This window comes from Shewanella sp. SG44-2, assembly GCF_014164215.1.
Taxonomy (GTDB): domain Bacteria; phylum Pseudomonadota; class Gammaproteobacteria; order Enterobacterales; family Shewanellaceae; genus Shewanella; species Shewanella frigidimarina.
This window is the reverse complement of sequence record NZ_JACJEU010000005.1, coordinates 13,996-33,831: the sequence shown is the minus strand read 5'-3', so window position 1 is coordinate 33,831 and position 19,836 is coordinate 13,996. Positions and strand designations below refer to the sequence as shown.

18 protein-coding genes are annotated in these 19,836 nt (G+C 40.8%); 9 read left to right on the top strand and 9 right to left on the bottom strand.

Features of this window, described 5'->3' with window-relative positions; translation table 11 throughout:
* Nucleotides 1-15: 15 nt before the first annotated feature.
* Nucleotides 16-456 carry a DUF3429 domain-containing protein gene (locus H5181_RS05255; protein WP_011636093.1) on the bottom strand — a complete coding sequence of 147 codons (441 nt, stop codon included), beginning with the start codon at nucleotides 454-456 and terminating at the stop codon, nucleotides 16-18.
* A gap of 312 nt (nucleotides 457-768) precedes the next feature.
* Between H5181_RS05255 and H5181_RS05250 the strand changes: the two genes are divergently transcribed.
* Complete coding sequence (locus H5181_RS05250; RefSeq protein ID WP_049763510.1) at nucleotides 769-1,254, top strand: GNAT family N-acetyltransferase; 486 nt, start codon at nucleotides 769-771, stop codon at nucleotides 1,252-1,254.
* Between the two features lie 12 nt (nucleotides 1,255-1,266).
* On the opposite strand, the gene H5181_RS05245 is transcribed toward H5181_RS05250, so the two are convergent.
* The gene (locus H5181_RS05245; protein ID WP_182750439.1) at nucleotides 1,267-1,467 is read right to left on the bottom strand and encodes a hypothetical protein; all 201 of its coding nucleotides are present in this window, start codon (nucleotides 1,465-1,467) and stop codon (nucleotides 1,267-1,269) included.
* A 276-nt stretch (nucleotides 1,468-1,743) separates the two neighbouring features.
* Here H5181_RS05245 and H5181_RS05240 point away from each other — a divergent pair, with 276 nt between their 5' ends.
* The 5 genes from H5181_RS05240 (at nucleotide 1,744) to H5181_RS05220 (ending at nucleotide 9,071) form a co-directional block, all read left to right on the top strand.
* Nucleotides 1,744-3,009: a DEAD/DEAH box helicase gene (locus tag H5181_RS05240; RefSeq protein WP_182750438.1), complete on the top strand. Its 1,266-nt coding sequence runs from the start codon at nucleotides 1,744-1,746 to the stop codon at nucleotides 3,007-3,009.
* A 173-nt stretch (nucleotides 3,010-3,182) separates the two neighbouring features.
* Nucleotides 3,183-5,252, top strand: coding sequence for a PhoX family phosphatase (locus H5181_RS05235; protein ID WP_182750437.1), 2,070 nt, complete (start codon nucleotides 3,183-3,185; stop codon nucleotides 5,250-5,252).
* 180 nt (nucleotides 5,253-5,432) lie between these two features.
* The gene (locus tag H5181_RS05230; RefSeq protein WP_059746152.1) at nucleotides 5,433-5,819 is read left to right on the top strand and encodes a VOC family protein; all 387 of its coding nucleotides are present in this window, start codon (nucleotides 5,433-5,435) and stop codon (nucleotides 5,817-5,819) included.
* 226 nt (nucleotides 5,820-6,045) lie between these two features.
* Complete coding sequence (locus tag H5181_RS05225; RefSeq protein WP_404948491.1) at nucleotides 6,046-8,376, top strand: TonB-dependent receptor; 2,331 nt, start codon at nucleotides 6,046-6,048, stop codon at nucleotides 8,374-8,376.
* Nucleotides 8,377-8,390: 14 nt separating this feature from the next.
* Complete coding sequence (locus H5181_RS05220) at nucleotides 8,391-9,071, top strand: Fe2+-dependent dioxygenase (protein WP_059746150.1); 681 nt, start codon at nucleotides 8,391-8,393, stop codon at nucleotides 9,069-9,071.
* Between the two features lie 160 nt (nucleotides 9,072-9,231).
* On the opposite strand, the gene nrfD is transcribed toward H5181_RS05220, so the two are convergent.
* From nrfD to H5181_RS05200, 4 genes are all read right to left on the bottom strand, one after another.
* The gene (gene nrfD / locus H5181_RS05215; protein WP_182750435.1) at nucleotides 9,232-10,173 is read right to left on the bottom strand and encodes a cytochrome c nitrite reductase subunit NrfD; all 942 of its coding nucleotides are present in this window, start codon (nucleotides 10,171-10,173) and stop codon (nucleotides 9,232-9,234) included.
* On the bottom strand, nucleotides 10,170-10,856 hold the full coding sequence (locus tag H5181_RS05210; RefSeq protein ID WP_011636101.1) for a 4Fe-4S dicluster domain-containing protein: 687 nt from the start codon (nucleotides 10,854-10,856) through the stop codon (nucleotides 10,170-10,172). Before H5181_RS05210 ends, nrfD begins: the two co-directional genes overlap by 4 nt.
* A 6-nt stretch (nucleotides 10,857-10,862) precedes the next feature.
* Entirely contained in the window at nucleotides 10,863-11,327 is a 465-nt protein-coding gene (locus tag H5181_RS05205; RefSeq protein ID WP_182750434.1) for a cytochrome c3 family protein, read from the bottom strand.
* Between the two features lie 75 nt (nucleotides 11,328-11,402).
* Nucleotides 11,403-11,867 (bottom strand): hypothetical protein, encoded by a 465-nt coding sequence (locus tag H5181_RS05200; protein WP_182750433.1) that lies wholly within the window; start codon nucleotides 11,865-11,867, stop codon nucleotides 11,403-11,405.
* A 518-nt stretch (nucleotides 11,868-12,385) separates the two neighbouring features.
* Here H5181_RS05200 and H5181_RS05195 point away from each other — a divergent pair.
* Nucleotides 12,386-13,345: a LysR family transcriptional regulator gene (locus H5181_RS05195; RefSeq protein ID WP_182750432.1), complete on the top strand. Its 960-nt coding sequence runs from the start codon at nucleotides 12,386-12,388 to the stop codon at nucleotides 13,343-13,345.
* An 824-nt stretch (nucleotides 13,346-14,169) separates the two neighbouring features.
* On the opposite strand, the gene H5181_RS05190 is transcribed toward H5181_RS05195, so the two are convergent.
* Nucleotides 14,170-15,135 (bottom strand): zinc transporter ZntB, encoded by a 966-nt coding sequence (locus H5181_RS05190; protein WP_041412754.1) that lies wholly within the window; start codon nucleotides 15,133-15,135, stop codon nucleotides 14,170-14,172.
* A 200-nt stretch (nucleotides 15,136-15,335) separates the two neighbouring features.
* On the opposite strand from H5181_RS05190, the gene H5181_RS05185 reads away from it, so the two are divergent.
* A complete protein-coding gene (locus H5181_RS05185) occupies nucleotides 15,336-15,707 on the top strand; it encodes a YacL family protein (protein ID WP_011636106.1) in 372 nt (123 codons plus the stop codon).
* A gap of 90 nt (nucleotides 15,708-15,797) precedes the next feature.
* Here H5181_RS05185 and H5181_RS05180 read toward each other — a convergent pair whose 3' ends face one another.
* Together H5181_RS05180 and narQ are read right to left on the bottom strand one after the other, a co-directional pair.
* On the bottom strand, nucleotides 15,798-16,427 hold the full coding sequence (locus tag H5181_RS05180) for a response regulator (protein ID WP_182750431.1): 630 nt from the start codon (nucleotides 16,425-16,427) through the stop codon (nucleotides 15,798-15,800).
* On the bottom strand, nucleotides 16,420-18,135 hold the full coding sequence (gene narQ, locus H5181_RS05175) for a nitrate/nitrite two-component system sensor histidine kinase NarQ (protein ID WP_182750430.1): 1,716 nt from the start codon (nucleotides 18,133-18,135) through the stop codon (nucleotides 16,420-16,422). Before narQ ends, H5181_RS05180 begins: the two co-directional genes overlap by 8 nt.
* Before the next feature lie 283 nt (nucleotides 18,136-18,418).
* Between narQ and nrfA the strand changes: the two genes are divergently transcribed.
* The gene (gene nrfA, locus H5181_RS05170) at nucleotides 18,419-19,810 is read left to right on the top strand and encodes an ammonia-forming nitrite reductase cytochrome c552 subunit (protein ID WP_182750429.1); all 1,392 of its coding nucleotides are present in this window, start codon (nucleotides 18,419-18,421) and stop codon (nucleotides 19,808-19,810) included.
* Nucleotides 19,811-19,836: the final 26 nt, after the last annotated feature.

Here is a 19,836-nt window from a genome sequence, read left to right as displayed (position 1 = left end):
CGAGTTAACATGTTGTTAAACGCTAAAAAGACTGAGCATGACAATAATGTGGCATACTACAGCAGCACTGGTTAGTATTGTGCGTAATGTGAGGTAGCTGGTGGTGGTTGATAATTGTTTGGCTTTAAACTCAATATACAATAAATACAGATAACCACTGGCGAGTAGGATTAGCGCGGATAATGCAAACGGCGTTAACAGTGCAATCCAACAGGCGAGTGCGATGATATTACTAATGATGAGTAACTTAGCAATATTATCGTCTAAGGTTAATATAACCGCTTTGCCCCACAGAGTACCGGCAATAAAACTTAAAATCACTGCGCTATAGCTAACAAACCCTAACATAGTATGTTCGGGTGCTAATAGGCTATGATTGAAGGCTAATACACTGAGAATAATAAAAGGTAAAAGGCCAGCAAAGCCCAACCATTGCCATGTTTTAATGCTTTTCATCCTGTAGTCCTTTAATGCATGTTGATACGGTTACTCATCGTCAAGCGTGTCGATGAATGAGAGTATATAACCTCAATTATGAATAATAAACGGTCATCAAACAGGCATTTCCGCTATCAGTGTTTAATCGACTTACAATAGGCTAGCTATTGATACGTCCAATATGCCTTGTTAGCAAAACACATGGCAAGTTTGATATTGCAGACTTGAATTAAACCCGTTTTTAACGATTTATCCCATCTCTTATTAGAGCTGAGGTTATCTATAATATAAATGATCTTGGTGACACAACATAGAAAAGGCGAACCCGAAATGAATATTTCTCTTCATCCCATTACTGAAGCAGATTTAGATATATTGTTTGAATTTGAAAACGACCCTATTGCTAATAAAATGGCAGACTTTGTGCCGCGTAAACGTAAAGCTTTTAACCTGCATTGGCAGCAAAAGGTATTAGCAAATGAAAAGGCGATAGCACAAGGGATTTGGATAGATGATGTTTTAGTGGGTAATGTTTTATCGTGGATTAATACCGACGCAGCCGCAAAGTCAGATCCACAAATGCGTTTAGTTGGCTATTGGATTGGACGTGAACATTGGGGCAAAGGCATTGCCACCAAAGCTGTGGAAATGTTTTTAAAGCAATTTATTTCGAGCCCTGTTTTTGCTTATATCAATAAACAGAACGAAGGCTCTGTAGCAGTAGCGTATGCCAATGGATTTTTCGACGTTACAGCGCAGTATCCGCAACTAATCAGTAAAGACAGTTTACGTTTATTCAGACGTGGTAACGTTTAGTATTCTAGTGGACTAATGATTACCGCCACCACATCCACCGCAACAACTGCCGCCATTAGCTTGTTTTTTGGCAGTATTTTCAGCCTGAGATACTTCATTTTCTGTTACAGCTTTCGTTTCTGTTGCAGTAGTGTCTTGGGCTGTAGGTGCCACATTGCTAATCTGTTCAGCTTGCTTGGCTGGCTTGAAAATACCGCTAATTGAAAAACTCATGGTGATACCTCGTTATGGGATCTGATTGTGTAATGTTGTAATGCAATTTAGTGGCCAAATCAAAACATGTTTTTTATTTGCATGTTTGAATTGTATAAGGCTTACTTTTTTAGTCAAGTGTTATCTGTCGCAAAAAACACGACCTGCTTAAGATGTGTTGAGCATCACATTTACCAGCCATTTTAATGAACGATAATTCAAGCAAGCATTACCTAGAGCCTTTGTTTTAATCTGAATGAGCGTGATAAACTGCGCATCCACATGTTTGGAGTTTTTATGTCTTTTGCAGATTTATCGTTACATCCCATATTGATTAATCGCCTAGCTGAATTAAAATATCAGCAACCTACGCCTATCCAATTACAAGCAATTCCGGTTATTTTAAGCGGTAAAGACGTGATGGCGGGGGCGCAAACGGGCACCGGGAAAACGGCTGCATTTGCATTACCGTTACTGCATCAATTATTGACTCATCAAGATAATCTAGCTACTCAGCCAGACACTCAACATATTAATTCGACCCCGATAACGGCGCTTGTATTAGTCCCAACTCGAGAGTTAGCCCAACAAGTGCACAGTAGTATTGAGCAATATGCTTATGGCAGTTCAGTCACTAGCGTGATGGTTTATGGCGGGGTTAGCATTGGCGAACAAATCCGTCAGTTAGCCAATGGCACCCATATTTTGGTGGCGACTCCAGGGCGGTTATTAGACTTGCTGCGTAAGCGTGCGTTGTCATTATCACAATTAACTCATTTGGTATTTGATGAAGCCGATCGCATGCTGGACATGGGCTTTAAAGATGAAATTGTCGAAGTACTTAAGCGCTTGCCAAGTACACGGCAAACGTTATTATTTTCAGCCACCTTAGATGACCGAATGCTCAGTTTTAGTCGACGCTTATTACGCTCACCACAGGTGATTGAAGTGGCTCAGCGAAATACCACCGCCAGCAGTATTGTTGAGCGAGTGTTTAATGTCGACGCTAATCGAAAGTGCGCCATGCTGTGTCATTTAATCAGCCAAGAAGGTTGGCAGCAAAGCTTGATATTTAGCCGCACCAAACAAGGTGCTGATGCACTGGTAAAGCAAATGAAACAAGCTGGCGTGGCAGCTGAAGCATTTCATGCTGACTTATCTCAAGCACTACGTGAACAAGTGTTAGCAGCATTTAAAGCCGGTGAGGTGACCGCGTTAGTCGCAACTGATGTGGCTGCTAGAGGTTTAGATATTAACGAATTAAATTATGTCGTTAATATGGAGTTACCGTTTCAAGTTGAAGACTACGTACACCGAATTGGCCGCACAGGCCGAGCGGGTAAAGCAGGGCAAGCTATCACGTTATTAAGCATCGATGATGAGCCGTTATTAACTAAACTAGAAGCCTTTTTAGACCGACGTTTACCACAACAATGGCTGGCAGGTTTTGAGCCTGATCTGGATTTAATTGCTCCAGTAACCCGTAAAACAACTAAATCGGCATTAAAACAACAAGCACGCAAAAAGGCATTAGCGGTATCTTCACGCGGTAAAAAACGCTAACACGAGTCTTATATCGATTCCACCACATGTGACAGTGTGGTGCGTGTCTTTTTACTGCCACATTAATGTCATCCAGTTTGCCCCGAGTTGTCACATTAGACGCTTATCTTAACTGACAAATAATTATACCAATATTTGATCCGTTATTTTCAGAGCATACCTAAGGACAATTTATGAGCAAGGCGACATTTGATCCAACTCGTTTTAACAACAGTAAAAATACCCCCTTCAATGAAGTGATGGATAATCATCTATCACGTCGTAATTTTGTTAAGCGTGGTTTAGGCCTTAGTGCGATGACAGCGTTTGGTGGCTTCGGATTAAGTGCTTGTGGCTCTGACAATGATACCGTTGCAGATACGCCAACAACGCCAACAACACCTACCACGCCAACAGCACCAACGAAGAGTTCTGCTGTATTAGGTTTTGAGTCTATTGCCGGTTCTAAAACAGATGCCGTGGCGGTAGCTGCTGGTTATTCAGCTTATGTGTTAGCACCTTGGGGTACACCTTTAAATTCGAAAGCTGCAGCGTGGAAAGCCGATGGCAGTAATACTGCTATCGATCAGGAAAACTCAGTCGGTATGCATCATGATGGTATGCATTTCTTCCCATTGAATGATTCGGCAGATGACGGTTTATTGTGTATTAACCACGAATACATTGACCAGGATGCTTTACACCCGACAGGCCCTACATTTGATACTGATGGTAAACGCACTGTAATTGATGAAATCCGCAAAGAAATCAACGCCCATGGCATTTCCGTCGTGCGCATTAAATTAGTTTCTGGAATATGGAAAGTGGTCGAAAACGACAGCCATAATCGTCGCTTTACCGGTGCAACTGTGATGGATATCGCTGGTCCGCTAGCGTACAGATCGTACCTTGAAACGCGTTATTCGCCAGATGGCAGCCAAGCGCGCGGTACGTTAAATAACTGCGGTAATGGTTATACGCCTTGGGGCACTTATTTAACGTGTGAAGAAAACTGGCCGGGTTACTTTGTTAATAAAGGCACTTTAACGCAAGAGCAAACGCGCATTGGTATTTCGACTTCTGACACTCGTTATGGCTGGAGCCATTTAGCCGGTGATGACGATGAACGTTTAGACGAATTTGCTCGTTTTGATGTGACGCCAACGGGCTCAAGTGCGACTAACGATTACCGTAACGAAGCCAATGGCCACGGTTATATTGTTGAAATTGATCCATACAATCCTAACTCGCGCGCCATTAAGCGTACTGCATTAGGTCGCTTCCGCCACGAGGGCTGTGCCTTTGGTAAACTTGAAGAAGGCAAACCAATCACATTCTATTCAGGCCATGATTCTCGTTTTGAATATCTGTATAAGTTTGTTTCTGACGCAGCGTGGGATCCAGCAGATGCTAACAGCACTAACCGCTTAACAGTAGGCGATAAGTACATGAATGCCGGAACCTTATACGCGGCTAAGTTTACCGAAGATGGTGTCGGTGAATGGTTACCGCTGACGTTAGATGGGGTGACTGCCGACGGAAGCACGCTTGCGAGCAGCTTTGACTCACAAGCCGCGATTATATTAAATACCGCTGGCGCCGCTGACTTAGTGGGAGCTACACCAATGGATCGTCCAGAATGGACAACCGTTGATCCATTTACAGGAACGGTATACCTAACGTTAACCAACAACAGTAAGCGTACCGACGGCACCAACCCTGCAAACCCACGTTTAAATAACAACTTTGGTCATATTATCCGTTGGGATGAAGGTGATACAGCAACGGAATTTAGCTGGGATATCTTTATATTCGGTTCACCTGCAGATGGTGATGCTGAGACTAACTTATCCGGCTTAACTGACTTAAACCAGTTTGCTAGTCCAGACGGTTTGGCGTTCGATCAACGTGGTATTTTGTGGGTGCAAACCGACAATGGTGCCTCTGAAGTTACCGAAGAAACCAACGATCAAATGTTAGCAATTGTGCCATCAACGATGGTAGATGCAGACGGTAACCAACAAGTGGTAACGGCTGAAAACCAAACTCAGCTTAAGCGTTTCTTTGTTGGCCCTAACGGCTGTGAAGTGACTGGTTTTGCCATGTCACCAGACTACACCGCAATGTTTGCCAATATTCAGCATCCTGGCAACTGGCCATACTCTGATAGAGCAGATGAAGAAACGCCCGCAGGCACAACGGTTCGTCCACGTGCAGCTACAGTGATGTTTATTAAAGATGACGGCGGTGAAATCGGCGTTTAATGTAAGCCACTTTCTCTGGAAGTCATTAACCTTGCTTTAGTCTTGTTTATGGCTTTAAAAGCGTATATCAACCCTGATAGACTTGTTCTATCAGGGTTTTACTTTTTTTTGTGTACAAAATCTAATTATCAGCTCTAATTATCAGCTTTAATTATTAATAGTCTATTTACAAGGACAGCCATGCTAAATGGAATTCATCACGTCGCTATTATCTGTGCCGATTACTCACGTTCAAAAGTATTTTATACGCAAATATTAGGGCTAAAGGTTGTTACCGAACATTACCGTCAAGCGCGCGATTCTTACAAACTGGATTTAGCTTTGCCAGATGGCAGCCAAATTGAGTTATTTTCATTTAATGATGCACCGCTAAGACCCAGTTATCCCGAAGCCCAAGGTTTGCGACATTTAGCGTTCAAAGTCGATGATATTGATATGGTCGTGGCGCATTTGCAGCTGAGTAATATCTCTGTTGAGCCCGTTCGCATTGACGAATATACCGGTAAACAATATACCTTTTTTAGCGATCCAGATGGTTTACCGTTAGAGCTTTATCAAGTCAGTTAATCTATATCGACCAGGCCGCTGTTTCAGAGCGGTATTCAAATGGTTATCAATTACGTTTGTTATCAATAACGGTTACCTATCTGTTTAATGCCTCTTCTATTAATTAAATATATATTTCATGAATCTTTACATAAATGATAATGATTTGCATTTGCGATCCTTGTTTCATTTATGTAAAGTGCATCACATAAATGAAATTTAGTTAACGCTTATTAATAACAGGATGATGTTAAGCATGAAGTCGAGTAATTACAGTAAGTTATCATTAGGTGCTCAAGCCGTTGCTGCAGCATTGGTATTCAGTAGCCCAGCGCTATATGCCGCAGACACCAAAAATGAAACTTGCGATAAGGATATATTGGCAAAATGTAAACCAGCGCAAACGGACGAATCTATTGAACGAATTCGTGTACATGGTGTACAAAACTCGGTTTACATGTTTAATAACTCAGCCGACAAACGCCGTATGGCTGCACTTGTTGATACGCCGCAAGTGATTACCGTGTTAACTCAAGACCAAATTCAAGAGTCAGGAAATACGGACTTAAAAGACATTCTGTCAGCTCAAGCGGGTGTCACCCTTGGTACTGGTGAAAACGGTAATGCATTCGGTGATCGTTATATTATCCGTGGCCACGAAGCACGTAGTGACGTGTTTGTTGATGGACTTCGCGATCCTGGCATGACCACTCGTGAAAGTTTTGCCACCGAGCGCGTTGAAATTACCAAAGGTCCAAGTTCAACATTTGCTGGCCGTGGTTCATCAGGTGGTGCCATTAATAGTGTGACTAAAAAAGCCTCAGTAGCTTACGATTTTGGCCGTGTCGATCTGGGTATTGGTACTGACGATCACACTCGTTTAACGGTGGACTATAACTTACCGATATCAGACAAAGTGGCAGTACGCCTTAACGGCTTAACGGCTGAAGAAGACAAGCCGGGCCGCGAAGGCATTACGAGTGAACGCCAAGGTGTTCAGTTATCAGGTGTGTATGAAGCCACCGATGCATTGTCGTTTACCGCCGATGGTTACTACCTAGACGCGAAAGATGTGCCAGATTTAGGCAGTTATTTTGATCGGGATACTCGTAAGCCGCTAGAAGATATTCCTGTTTATGCTCAAGATGGTGACTTTCTAAATTCTAAGGTCACCACGTTTACCTTACGTACCGAATATGAGTTAAATGACAGCATTACGTTGTACAACGCGACACGCGTTGGTCATACCGAAAACGGTTATATAACAACAGGTATGGGTGGCACAACGCGGGCAGATACCGACCCAACAGCGCCTGGTGCAAGCACGTTAACGCTTAGTACCCACCAAGGTAACCAAGATGTTGATTACGTCAGCACTCAGTTCAACTTATTTTGGAACACCCAAGTACTTGGTTTTAATAATAAGTTAGTATTTGGCCTTGAATACACAGATGAAAATGTTGATAACGGCGTATATAGCATCACCAACAATAATGATGGTAATTGTTTGACCGAGGGGCGTCGTGGTGTATCAGAGGCTTATTGTATTATTGATGGTAACGGCAATACTGTCGACAATGTCAGCCAGTTAATGAATCGCAGCTATGTTGATGGAGGATCAGATGCGATATACGACATCGAAACCGTGTCGGCATACATGATGGATACGGTTGAGTTAACCGATCAGTTAGCACTATTCTTTGGTTTTAGACAAGACAGCTTTGATTACAGTAACAACACGACAGGTCGCGATGGTGAAGTGGATTATGCCTATTCCGATACCATGTATAACGGTAATATTGGCTTAGTTTATGACTTGTCTGAAGATGCCAATATCTACGCCAATTACAGTACTGCAACCAACATCAACGGCGGAGAGTCTGATTTAGGTGCTAACTGTGGTTACGGTGGTATTTGTGGTACGCAAGAGCAAGCTGCTGAAGCCGATGCCGAAATAGTTGAAAACCTAGAACTCGGTACCAAGTGGAAGTTGTTTGACGACAAAATGATGTTTTCTGCATCGATTTTCCAAATCACTAAAAGTGATGTAATGGAAAGTGTTGGCGACAGTTACTCAACGCTAGGTACACTTAACACTGGTAAAAACCGCGTTAAAGGTATCGAGTTTGGTATGGTCGGCAATATTACTGATAAGCTCAGCATACAATTCTCGGCTGCCAAAATGGATTCAGAAATTTTAGAATCTTACAATCCAGCTAACATTGGCTTAGTACTGAGTAACTTTGCTGACGAAAGCGCTTATTTACAACTGCGTTATGAGCTAACTGAGTCGTTTGTATTTGGTGGTAGTTATACTTATCAAAGTGAAATGTATGGCGGACAACCAGACACTGCAGCAGGTTATGATAGCGACAATAGCCGTTACAGCATTGTAGTGCCTAATTATCAAGTAGTTGATTTGTTTGCCAGTTACAATGCCACTGAGGATTTAACTTTCCGTGTCAACGTAGGTAACATACTGAACGAAGAATACTGGACGGCAGCATATCGTTCTGGCTCATTTATGTACTTAGGTGATGCCCGCAATGCTAAATTGTCGATGACATATGAGTTTTAATTAAAGGTATTTGCATGATTGTTATTGAACAAATTCTCTCGAAACAGGATGTCAGTGCTTATCGTCAGCAATTGGCTGAATGTCCGTGGGGCGACGGTCGTAAAACCGCAATGGGAATGGCGGCGTCGGTTAAAAATAACAATCAAGCAGATGCACAACACGCTAATGTGCGCCAACTAGCTAATCAACTATTGGCGCGTATTGGCGAAACGCCTAAAATTGTATCAGCGGCGTTACCGCATAAAATATTTCCGCCGTGCTTTAATCGTTATAGCGAAACTGAAGAGTATGGTTACCATGTCGATGCAGCCATCATGCGGATCCCTAATACCTCAGAAGTGATCCGTAGTGATGTATCCATGACGGTATTTTTGAGTGAACCCGAAGAGTATGACGGTGGTGAGTTAGTTATTGCCACCGAATTTGGCCAGCAGCAAATTAAGTTACCTGCAGGATACGCCGTAGTATACCCGTCGAGTAGTTTGCATAAAGTGACCGCAGTAACTCGAGGGCAACGCATTGCAGCTATTACGTGGATGCAAAGTATGGTTGCCGATGTGACTTTACGCCAAACCTTGTATCAGCTCGATCAAAGTATTCAAAATTTGATCAAAGCCAACAACACTGACCGCGCTGAGCTAGATAATCTACATAATGTGTATCACAATTTAATTAGACAGTTTACCCAGCTGTAAACGCAATCACTGGCTTTTAATTGCTCGCATGTTGGGAGCATTTAGCATAATTAGCCAGGCGAGGATGTGATTAAATAAGGTGGGAACGCAAACGGAATATTCTTTGTTGAATATACGGTGATAGTGCGGTTGTTAACACATGCTATCACCGTTTATCGCGCTAACTTACCACCATTTGGCCAGTATAAAGTACAAAGTTACGTAGCATGATAACGCCCAATAAGCTCAGGCACGCAGTTCCGGCAACATAGGAAAACTTGCGTTTTGAAGTGGCGTTCATAAATAAATTCATCGCTAATGGGGCAGACAATCCTAATCCCATAATCCCGAACCAAAATATTAAACCCCAAAATCCTTCTCCAATCGCGTTTAATGCCGCGACTTTACTTTGACCACCACTGAGAACTAAACCCATAAAGAAGGTAAAAATAAGGAAAATTTCTCCTAAAATCAATGGGATCTCTACTCTATGGATAAAACGCACTTCCTGACCATTAGGGCTGCCTTTGAGTAACACCCCGCCTAATAACGACGCCGCGGCACCTGAAGATAAACCCGATGCTAAAAACAACAAAGGTAACACAGGGTTATTTAGCATAGGGAAGCGTGGCTGAGCCGATAATAAAAATCCGGTATAGGCACCTAGCGACACAGAAAAGATGATCAACAACCCCGTTATTCCAGCTTCATACTTCGCGAGCATTGTGGTTGTTTTACACACTATCGGGAAGCGAGGTTGGCACCATTCTTCAATAGGTTTACGGAATACAACAGCAATCCAAGCGTACATGAATACTTGATAAATCAACAAGATCAATACACCCATCGACATCACTGAGGTGGGATTGTAGAACACAAGTATTTTCCAAAAATCCCATGGTTTGGTTAAATCTAATACCAAAATCCCCAAACCTGCTAAAACGGAAACTGCTGCAACAATACACGCTGCTTGAACAAAGCCTGAACGGTATGCTTGTTCTTTAAGGCATACATGTTTCAGCAATACGGCAAAGAACATCGCACCGGCAGAAACCCCTGCTAGGAATAGATATATGGCAATGGGCCAATGCCAGACCAAAGAGTCAAAATGCAAAGCGTTCATAATATAATCTCCCCTTGTTTGGCTGTAATACGAAACAGTTTGGGCCGGGTACCTAAATCTAACTTGGTCCGTTGTGTTGGATTAGCTTTTAACAGCATAACCAGTTCAGACTCAGGATCTTTAAGATTACCAAACACCAATGCTTTGGTTGGACAAGCTTCTACACAGGCAGGTTGTTTATCTTGTTTGAGATTAGTTTCCCTGCAAAAGTCACATTTGTCGGCTGCCTTAGTCACAGGATTAATAAAACGTACATCGTAAGGGCAGGCTAAAATACAGTATTGGCAACCAACACATTTATCTGCATTAACCGAGACAATGCCGCTTTCTTTATCGATAAAGGCGGCTCCAGTCGGGCATACATTAACGCAAGGCGCATCTTCACAATGTTGGCAGGAGTGGCGGCTAAAGTGATAATACTGATTTGGATACTTGCCATAAGGGCCCGACTGTTCAATGCTCAGCCTGGTGACACCTTCGGGAACATGATTCACTTCTCGACACGCTTCAACACAGGCGTTACAACCAATACATTTGGTTTCGTCATGTAGCATGGCGTATTTTAAATTGTTTATTCTTATGCCCGTATCGGCATTGGCTTGATCGCGGCTGAGTGGATATACCGACACGCCGGCAACCAATGCACAGGTGCTTTTAAGGAAATGTCTTCTTGAGTTTTCCATGATTAGTTACCTCTGCACAGTGTGGCAATTTCGGCACACATTACTGCGATCTTTTGCTCCTAAGCCCATTATTGGGTCTGATTCAGGATGCAGTTTATGGCAAGATGTACAACTCAATTTTTGTGCGTGTACGTTGTGAGTCCACTCCGCTTGAGCTATCTTTTTAGGCGAATGGCATTTCAAACACACGCCATTTTTAGTATCGATTGTCATGTCGTTTTCCGCAGAGAATACCATCAGGTCATTGGGTTTCTTAGGGTGATTGCCTTGTTCACCATGGCATGAACTACAACTCATTTTTAACTGTTCTTGAGCATGGTGACCTTGCATTGCCCCATTGCGTTTATGGCATTTCATACATGAGTCATTGTTAATTTGCTCAGTAGAGTCAGCGCTATTTGCTCCCTGACTCATAAGGGCAAACGACAATACGCCTACACTTAACATCAGTAGCCAGTTATTCCGGGACATAATCAGTCCTCTCTACAATAATGGATTATCAAAAAATAGCGGGTGAAAACAGATTGCCTTCACCCGACAGGGTCTTCATACCGGTAGGGATAGCTTTAACATTTGCATGTCGTAAGGTTCGCCTCGAACAATTTCAACTAATTTAATGTTGAATTTTTCGAACAAACTTTTTGCGTTAGCATCATCTTGTTGACTGAAATCAGAGATAACCAATTTCACTTCCGACGAGTCATGATCAATTACAACATAATCGAGTCGTGTATGATTTTCTGCTGCGGTTTGGGCATCCATTTCAAACACGGTGTCGATTGGAACGTTGCAACAAACGTCATATTTGACGCCCACCATCGCTTTTAGCGATTTTAAAAAGTTAAAGCTCTGAGTATCAAAAAGCATTTTTTTGAACTTAATTGCGTGCTCTTCAGTATCGGTTTTGAAGAACTTTATACAAGTCATAATGAAAATAACTAATATAAAAGGAACAACAATAAACAATACAGAGTACACAAACGCATAGCTTAAAAAGACTGAAGTAATCATATTATCCTCCAAAGAATCATTTTTAATTTATTGTTTTATGAATTAAAAATACGTCGTTGACGTACGATAAATATTATCCTTATATTTTGGTTTTAAATTGATCGTAATCAATTAATTGAGGTGGTTTTAATTTATTTGATCGTAGTTATGATTCAGGTCTGATTGCTTTTTTTTGCATTTTTAATTGGTTTATATATAGAGTGAATAAAGTGAGAGTGATAATTTAAAGTTGTAATTTGGTTGTTTTTAATGTTGATTTATTAAAATTTAATAAATCAACATGTGAATATCTACTTTATCAAAATTCTAGTTGTTTAATTTGATATTACAATATATGAAATCAGCTTTTACCAAGCTGAGCATCAATCGCTTCAAGCATTCTATGCGAAATATGCAGTGTTAAAAAATTCATTTTTATGATCTGGAATAAGTAATCATTGAATACTTAAAATAACGTTATGAACTCTTTTTAAAAGCGTTAGAATACTAGGCTGTATACCTAAAAGGGAGTATCTAAGATGAAGCCAATTGACTTAGATAAATTAGATTTATTAACATTATCTATATTAGTGAGTCTTTATGAAAATAAATCAGCGACACATGTTTCTAGAATATTAGACGTGCCAGCTTCAAAGATTAGCCGTTGTTTGCACACTGCAAGACTAATATTCGGCAATGAGTTGTTTATTAGACGGAAATACGGATTAGTACCCAATGATTATGCAGGAAAAATTTATCCCATTGCTAAGGAGATAGTAGAGTGCGCTAAGCATTTCAATCGACTTAATAGTGCTGAGCAGTCGCATAATCGATACTTTGAATTGGTTATCCCTGGCATGATTGCTTATGCTTACCCGCGAGCATTGATGAAGGCGATTAAAGAGCACAATAAAAATATTCATATTAATGTGAGCAATTGGAGTAGCCATTCTTTGGAGTGTGTCACTAACGATCCACACTGCATTGTGATGTGTTGTTGTAAAGGTCCTGAAGAAATTCTTTGTTTTGACCAAAAACTACAGGTTGAAGTGCTTGCGACAATGAACCGACAATACTTGCTCAGTTGCAGAAAGCATCCCATATTAAAACAGGACATCTCTCTAGAAACCATTGCTAAATATCCATATATCAATACGTTTATTGGTACCCAAGCTCCCATACTTAATCCATTCCAGGAGTATTGCCAGGCTAAGGGTTTATCTCTTAATACCGAAATGACCATTACCAGCGTGTCTTCTTTATTTGATTACCTTTCAGACTGTCAATCATTAGCTATAACGCCCTACAAGGCGGTGTATGACATGTTAGATGATGACTCAGGTTTACATGCTTGCCAGTTATCTGAGTACGAATGTAATCGTCTTTTTGAGATTGTAGAGCCATTAAAGTTGGTCCTAGTTACTCATCCTAGTGCTGATAATGAAGATACTGCATGGTTAAAACAACAAATTCGTGAGTTAACCCATGAGCTTATTTAATATAAAACTAGCTAATATGAAGATTCGCATTATTGCCTAATGATAAAAAGTTATACTGATTTTTGTATTTTCAATATAAAAGAGGATATTTAGTTTTTTGATATTTAGTTATTGCTTGTTCTTAAAGATGTAAAAGGTGATTTTTGCATCTTGAGGCAAGAATATTGATATCAGGATTATTAAATTACAATGCTGATGATGTAATTTACAAGGTTAACTTTATCATTATCTGTGCCTGTAATTTATTAATATTAAGTCAATGTTACAATCGAATTTGATATATTTCACTGATAGGTTTGCTGACAAACACGTTCAAAGCGAATTACAGGAATACTTACCTACTCGATATTTATAAGATGCATTTTTTTATCACCTTAGTTTATCAACTTAGATTATCAACTTAGTGTAGTGACGTCGTTAGGCTCAAGATATCATTGTATATTATCGGTTCTTAAGAGAGTTACAGTTTCATTAGACCATTACTGATCCACAAAACTCAGCACCGCAATTGATGTATGTACGATAAAGGTCTTCTAGATGTTGCATAAAAATCCGATAACTAAGATTATCGGATTGTTGTAGGTTAAAAAGAACGGTCAAGTTAACGGTTGAGTTTCTTAATTTTAACGGCTAACTTATCGGCATTATGCTTCAGTGTCCTTTTGTCCTTCCTAATGCTAGGTTATTTCTGCACTTGGTTGACCGTGCGAAAAGGTCATTGTCACTCACAGCCTTATTCATTTAGATAATCGCCTAGTTCTAGACTACAAGTATTATATAGCCTAGCAATGACCATCATGCATAGTATTAATTCTAGTGGCGGATTATAGCCATTTCAAACGGTAGAATAAGTACATCTGCAAGCCAATCAGTGCAAACAATCCGCCACAGAATGCGGCAAAAGCCCAGTTGGATTCAGCACCCGGTATCCCGCCAATATTGACGCCCAATAAGCCTGTTAAAAAACCTAATGGTAAAAATACCGCTGAAATTAGCGATAAGAAATACAATCGTTGATTCACTTGTTCTGACTGTTGTGATTGGAGTTCTTCTTGTGTGACGCTGGCACGATCGCGTATCGCATCAAGATCTTCTATCACTCGAATAAGGGTTTCATGTATTTCACGTAAGCGGACTTTATCGTTATCGTCAAACAGTTCGCTGGCTTCTTGTAACATACGAGAAAATGCTTCTCGTTGTGGCGCGAGATAACGGCGTAATACCACGGTTTGTCTGCGCAGTTCGGCAATGTCGGTACGCAAGGTTTTGTTTACTTGAGTGACTACGCGTTCTTCTAACTCATCGAGCTGCTCTTCAAGCTTGCCAATAAACTCCACTTTACGTTGTGTAAGACGCTCACAAATGGCCATGATAAAGGCTGCACTATCAACTGGGCCTTTGCCTTGCTTTATCGCATCAGCAACATCGATCACCGATTGTAGTTGGCGCTCGCAAGTTGAAATGATTTTGTGCTCTTCAGCGTAGATCCGCACTGCGACCATGTCTTCTGGATCTGAATTGGGGTTTAAATTAACCCCTCGTAACGCCAGTAAAATTCCTTTGTCGGAACTTAATACTCGTGGGCGAGTATCGGTGGCCAACAGTGTATCCATCTCAACCCTTTGTAAACCAGAGTTGAGGATCCATTTACGTGCTTTAGGTTCACGATAGCGAAGATGTAGCCATAAAAGTCCATCAGCAGGCTGCCATAGTGCTATTTGTTCAGCGGTAAGTGACTGGCCTGCATTTGGTCCAGTAAGCAACAAGCTGTATATAAAACCATTATTCATTATCAGAAATTCCATGTGATCACTATTGCAATAATTTACGCTACTTTTTAATCTTGCCCAAGTTTAAAACGACCTTATAAAATGAAATTCTTTATTTATCGAGCATTTAACCATCAAGCACAAAATTTGATGAACTAACCAACTGCAGAGTGGCCATTCATCGGTTAAAATAGAAAAAATGCTAAAAAAAGAGTACTAGTATGGAATATCAATTTCGTCGAAACCGCCTCGAAGGCTCAGTCTTTGCTGAATTTAGCATGGGTCATGAAGTATTAGGCAGATGGTTTGCTGAAGAGCTTGGTGACGACAAGAGCAAAGCGAATCATATTCTCACACAGATAGTGTTAATCAAATCTGGGGCGCTTAACCATTTGCGTGATGTTGGTGGAGATTTAACCATCGATATCGACTCTGAGCAAGTGAGAGTGTTTGCCAGCGTGATTGACTCAGAGGAAGAACATTTATTAGAAGACTCTATGAGCCTCTATGATGCGGAATCTGAGTCTTATTGTGGACTAGAAGACTTTGAGTCGGTGCTGCAAAGCTGGTTAGCATTTATTAACGATAAATAGCCATTTCTTATTTTTAGCGGGAGTTACATAACAACAAAACCACGTTTATGTGGCCTTGTTGTTAAGTGTGGTTTGAACTTTGGCGTGGGGCTAATTGTTAAGGTAGCGTACCGCCATTTCAGTGCGAGATTTAGCATTTGCTTTACGCAGTAAGTTCTTCACATGAACTTTAACAGTGCCTTCGCTGATGTGTAAATCTTCGGCGATCATTCGATTACTTTTGCCTTCAGCTAGCTCTTGCAATATTTGCAATTCACGCGGGGTTAAATTCTCTATCCAGCTGTTGTCGTCAATCGTGTTTTTCAACTCATAAAGATAAGCTTCTACTTCATCACTAATCACTCGGTGACCCAACATGGCTTTTTTGAGTTGTTCTAACAATAGATCAGGCTCAGTGTCTTTGAGTAAATAGCCGTCAGCACCAGCCCGCAGTAGTCTAACGACATCTTGTTTAGCGTCTGAAACGGTTAAAATCACAATTCTTGCTGTTACTCCCTCTTGACGCATAGCGTTAAGAGTATCAAGCCCAGACATGCCTTTCATATTCAAATCGAGCAGAATAATATCGGGTTCATCTTCGGCTACCGCGGTAAGAGCTTCTAGTCCCGTGCCCGTTTCACCAAAAAGTAAAAAGTCACCGTCGGAGGTGATTAATTGGCAAATACCACGACGTAATAATGGATGATCATCGACAACAAGTACGGAATACGGCTTACCCATTTAAAGGCTCCTGTTGAGGTGGAAAACTCAGCGTTACCGTAGTGCCGCCGAGGTGATTACTATTGAACGAGACGGTACCATTAAGTTTGTTGGCACGCTCATGCATGATGCCAATGCCGAAATGTTGGTCTCGTTCAGCTATATGTGTCACACCAATGCCATCATCACAAATTGAAATAGTAATCATGCCATTGCCAGTTAACTGACAATTTACCACTATATGGGCAGGGTTAGCGTGTTTAATTGCATTTAATGTCGCTTCACGAATTAATTGTAAAATATGAATGTGCTGTTTAGCTTCCAGTAAATGTGCTGATAGTTTGTAATTTAATTGGATATCGATATTGGTCTGATGACGTAATTGATCCAACATAACTTCGATAGCTTGACTTAAATTAGGCTCTTTTATGGTCAATCTAAATGTAGATAACAGTTCACGTAATTGTACATAAGCAGTACTCACACCTTCATTGATCTCGGTCAATTGACCTTCCACTTCAGGACTACGGCAACTGTGATCAAGGCTTTTACGTAATAAACTGACTTGAATTTTTAGAAAGGATAACAACTGCCCAATTGAATCATGTAATTCTCTAGCGATGACGGCACGCTCTTCCAGTAACGCCAGCTGTTGACGTTGTTCCGAGGCATTATGGATGGTAATAGAACGGGTTAACATCATGGCAAAGTTTTCAAACAATTGTTTATTCAATGGCTTATTGGTAATTACTTCTAAATAACCCATTTGGGTCATTTCTATCAATAGCGGAAACTGTACCGATTTAGTCGATGGTTCGTCTGGCCAACCACCTTCCGCTTTAATAACATCTTTAGAGCCGTCTTCATGTTCAATCACTAAGCGCAAAAAGGTTAAGTCTTCATAATATTTCAGCTGATTGATTGCAGATTGCAGTGCTTTATAGTCGAGTTTATCAGCGTGTAACGTGATTAAGTTGTCATATAAAAATTTTAACTCGTTATTTGCTCGGGTTAATGCCAAGGTTTTTTCGTTTACTTGGTTTTCCAAATCTTCATATAAGTGAGCTAATTCTGCAGCTGTTTTTTGCAATGCATTACCCAGAGCAGTAAGTTCAATATAACCCGTTTTAGGCATTTCAACTTTGAAGTTACCTTTGGAGATTGTTGCGGCACTATCCATCAATAATTGTAATGGTTTAACAACTCGTTTACGTGTGAATACTACGGAAAAGAAGGCGATAACAAGTAAAATTGATAAACCGATAATCTGTCCAATAACCAATAGTTTTAGCTTAAAGGCCGCGAACAATTCCATCTTTAAAACCAAGGTATCAATGGTGTCGACAAAGTCAGTTAGCGAGGCTGAATACAGTCGCGTATTGCCTTCTTCAATATAAACTCTCATGACTTGCCACTTGTCGATAACCAATAAATATTGGTCGCGCAACTCTTTGGGGCTGTACCATTGAAGAGAACGTTTAAGCGCTTCTGAATTAAGTGTATTTTCGAATTCAATAATTTTTTTATCGGTATTGTTACTACCTGCATTGGTATACAGCAACAATCTATAACTTTGCATCCGCAGTGAGCCCGAGGCGTTGATACCTTTGGCATCGCCTAAGCTGAAGGTTAAATTGACGATAGAAAACACCGCTAAGCTTGATGACAACAAAATTAAAATGAGCATTAAACTTAAAATGGTGGAAGTAAGGCTGCCACGAGTAAACATAAGATCCTGCAGTTGATAACGATCAGTGATTAAAAATAAGTCAAAAGTACTGTTTTATATGATGTCCAATAGTGCGTTCTACATTAGGTATGTGTTGATAACATTAACAAGTTTACAGAACTGTGAGATACATCCTGTTTACATGTTGATCTGGCGCAAGCTTTCATCGCTATACCTCATAAGGGGTATAGTTAAAGCGGTGTTAAATCGCTAAATTTGACGATGGAGATGTCGTGATTATTAAATTAAATATAATGTAACACGGAGATAAAGGGTGATGAAGATGAATGTAAAATCAATTGCACTGAGTGCAGTGATTGCAGCCAGTTTTTTAGCCGCTGGCGCAATGGCGAGTGAGAAAACCGAACCTCGTAATGAAGTTTATAAGGATAAATTCTCAAAACAGTACGACAGCTGGCATGCTACTGATGAAAGCAAAGAAGTTGTCGATATGTTAGAAAAAGTACCTAGCTTAGTTGTTTTGTGGGCTGGTTACGGTTTTGCTAAAGATTACAATGCTCCACGTGGTCATATGTATGCGGTCACTGACGTAACGAATTCATTACGTACTGGCGCACCAAAAAATGCTGAAGACGGTCCAATGCCTATGGCATGTTGGAGCTGTAAAAGCCCTGACGTACCTCGCGTGATTGAAGAGCAAGGTGAAGATGGTTACTTTAGCGGTAAGTGGGCTAAAGGCGGACCAGAAATCGTTAATGTTCTGGGTTGTGGCGATTGTCATGAAAAAGGCTCATCTAAGTTACGTATATCACGTCCGTACGTTGACCGTGCAATGGATACGTTAAATACACCATTTGATAAAGCTTCTCGTAAAGATAAGCAATCAATGGTGTGTGCTCAATGTCACGTTGAATACTATTTCGAGAAAACAGCAGAACGCCCTGGTTTTGTTAAATTCCCTTGGGATATGGGTACCACTGTTGAGCAAATGGAAGTGTATTATGACGGCATAGAGTTCTCTGATTGGACTCACGCAGTGTCTAAAACACCTATGTTAAAAGCCCAACACCCTGGTTATGAAACTTGGAAAATGGGTGTTCATGGTCAAAATAACGTGAGCTGTGTTGATTGTCATATGCCTAAAGTGACTAACGACAAAGGCCGCAAATTTACTGACCATAAAGTGGGTAACCCATTTGATCGCTTTGAAGAAACCTGTGCAACGTGTCACAGCCAAAGCAAAGAGTTTATGGTTAAGCAAGTTGAAGAAAGCAAGCATAAAGCAGAAGATTTAAAAGCTCGTGTTGAAACTCAACTGGTTAAAGCTCACTTTGAAGCTAAAGCTGCGTGGGATGCTGGTGCCACTGAAGTTGAAATGAAGCCAATCTTAATGGATATTCGTCATTCACAATGGCGTTGGGATTTTGCGACTGCATCTCATGGTGCATCATCACATGCTCCTGCTGAAGTATTACGTATTCTAGGGACTTCATTGGATAAAGCTGCTGATGCTCGCGTTAAACTCGCTCAGTTATTAGGTACTAAAGGTGTTAAACAACCTATTGCATACCCTGACACTTCTACTAAAGCAAAAGCGCAAGCAGCATTAGGCATGGACATGAAAACCATGAATGCTGAAAAAGCTGAGTTTAAGAAAACACTGGTTCCTCAGTGGGAAGAAGAAGCTAAAAAGCGCGAAGCGACTTACAAATAAGTTGTACTTATTAGCATAAAAACTCT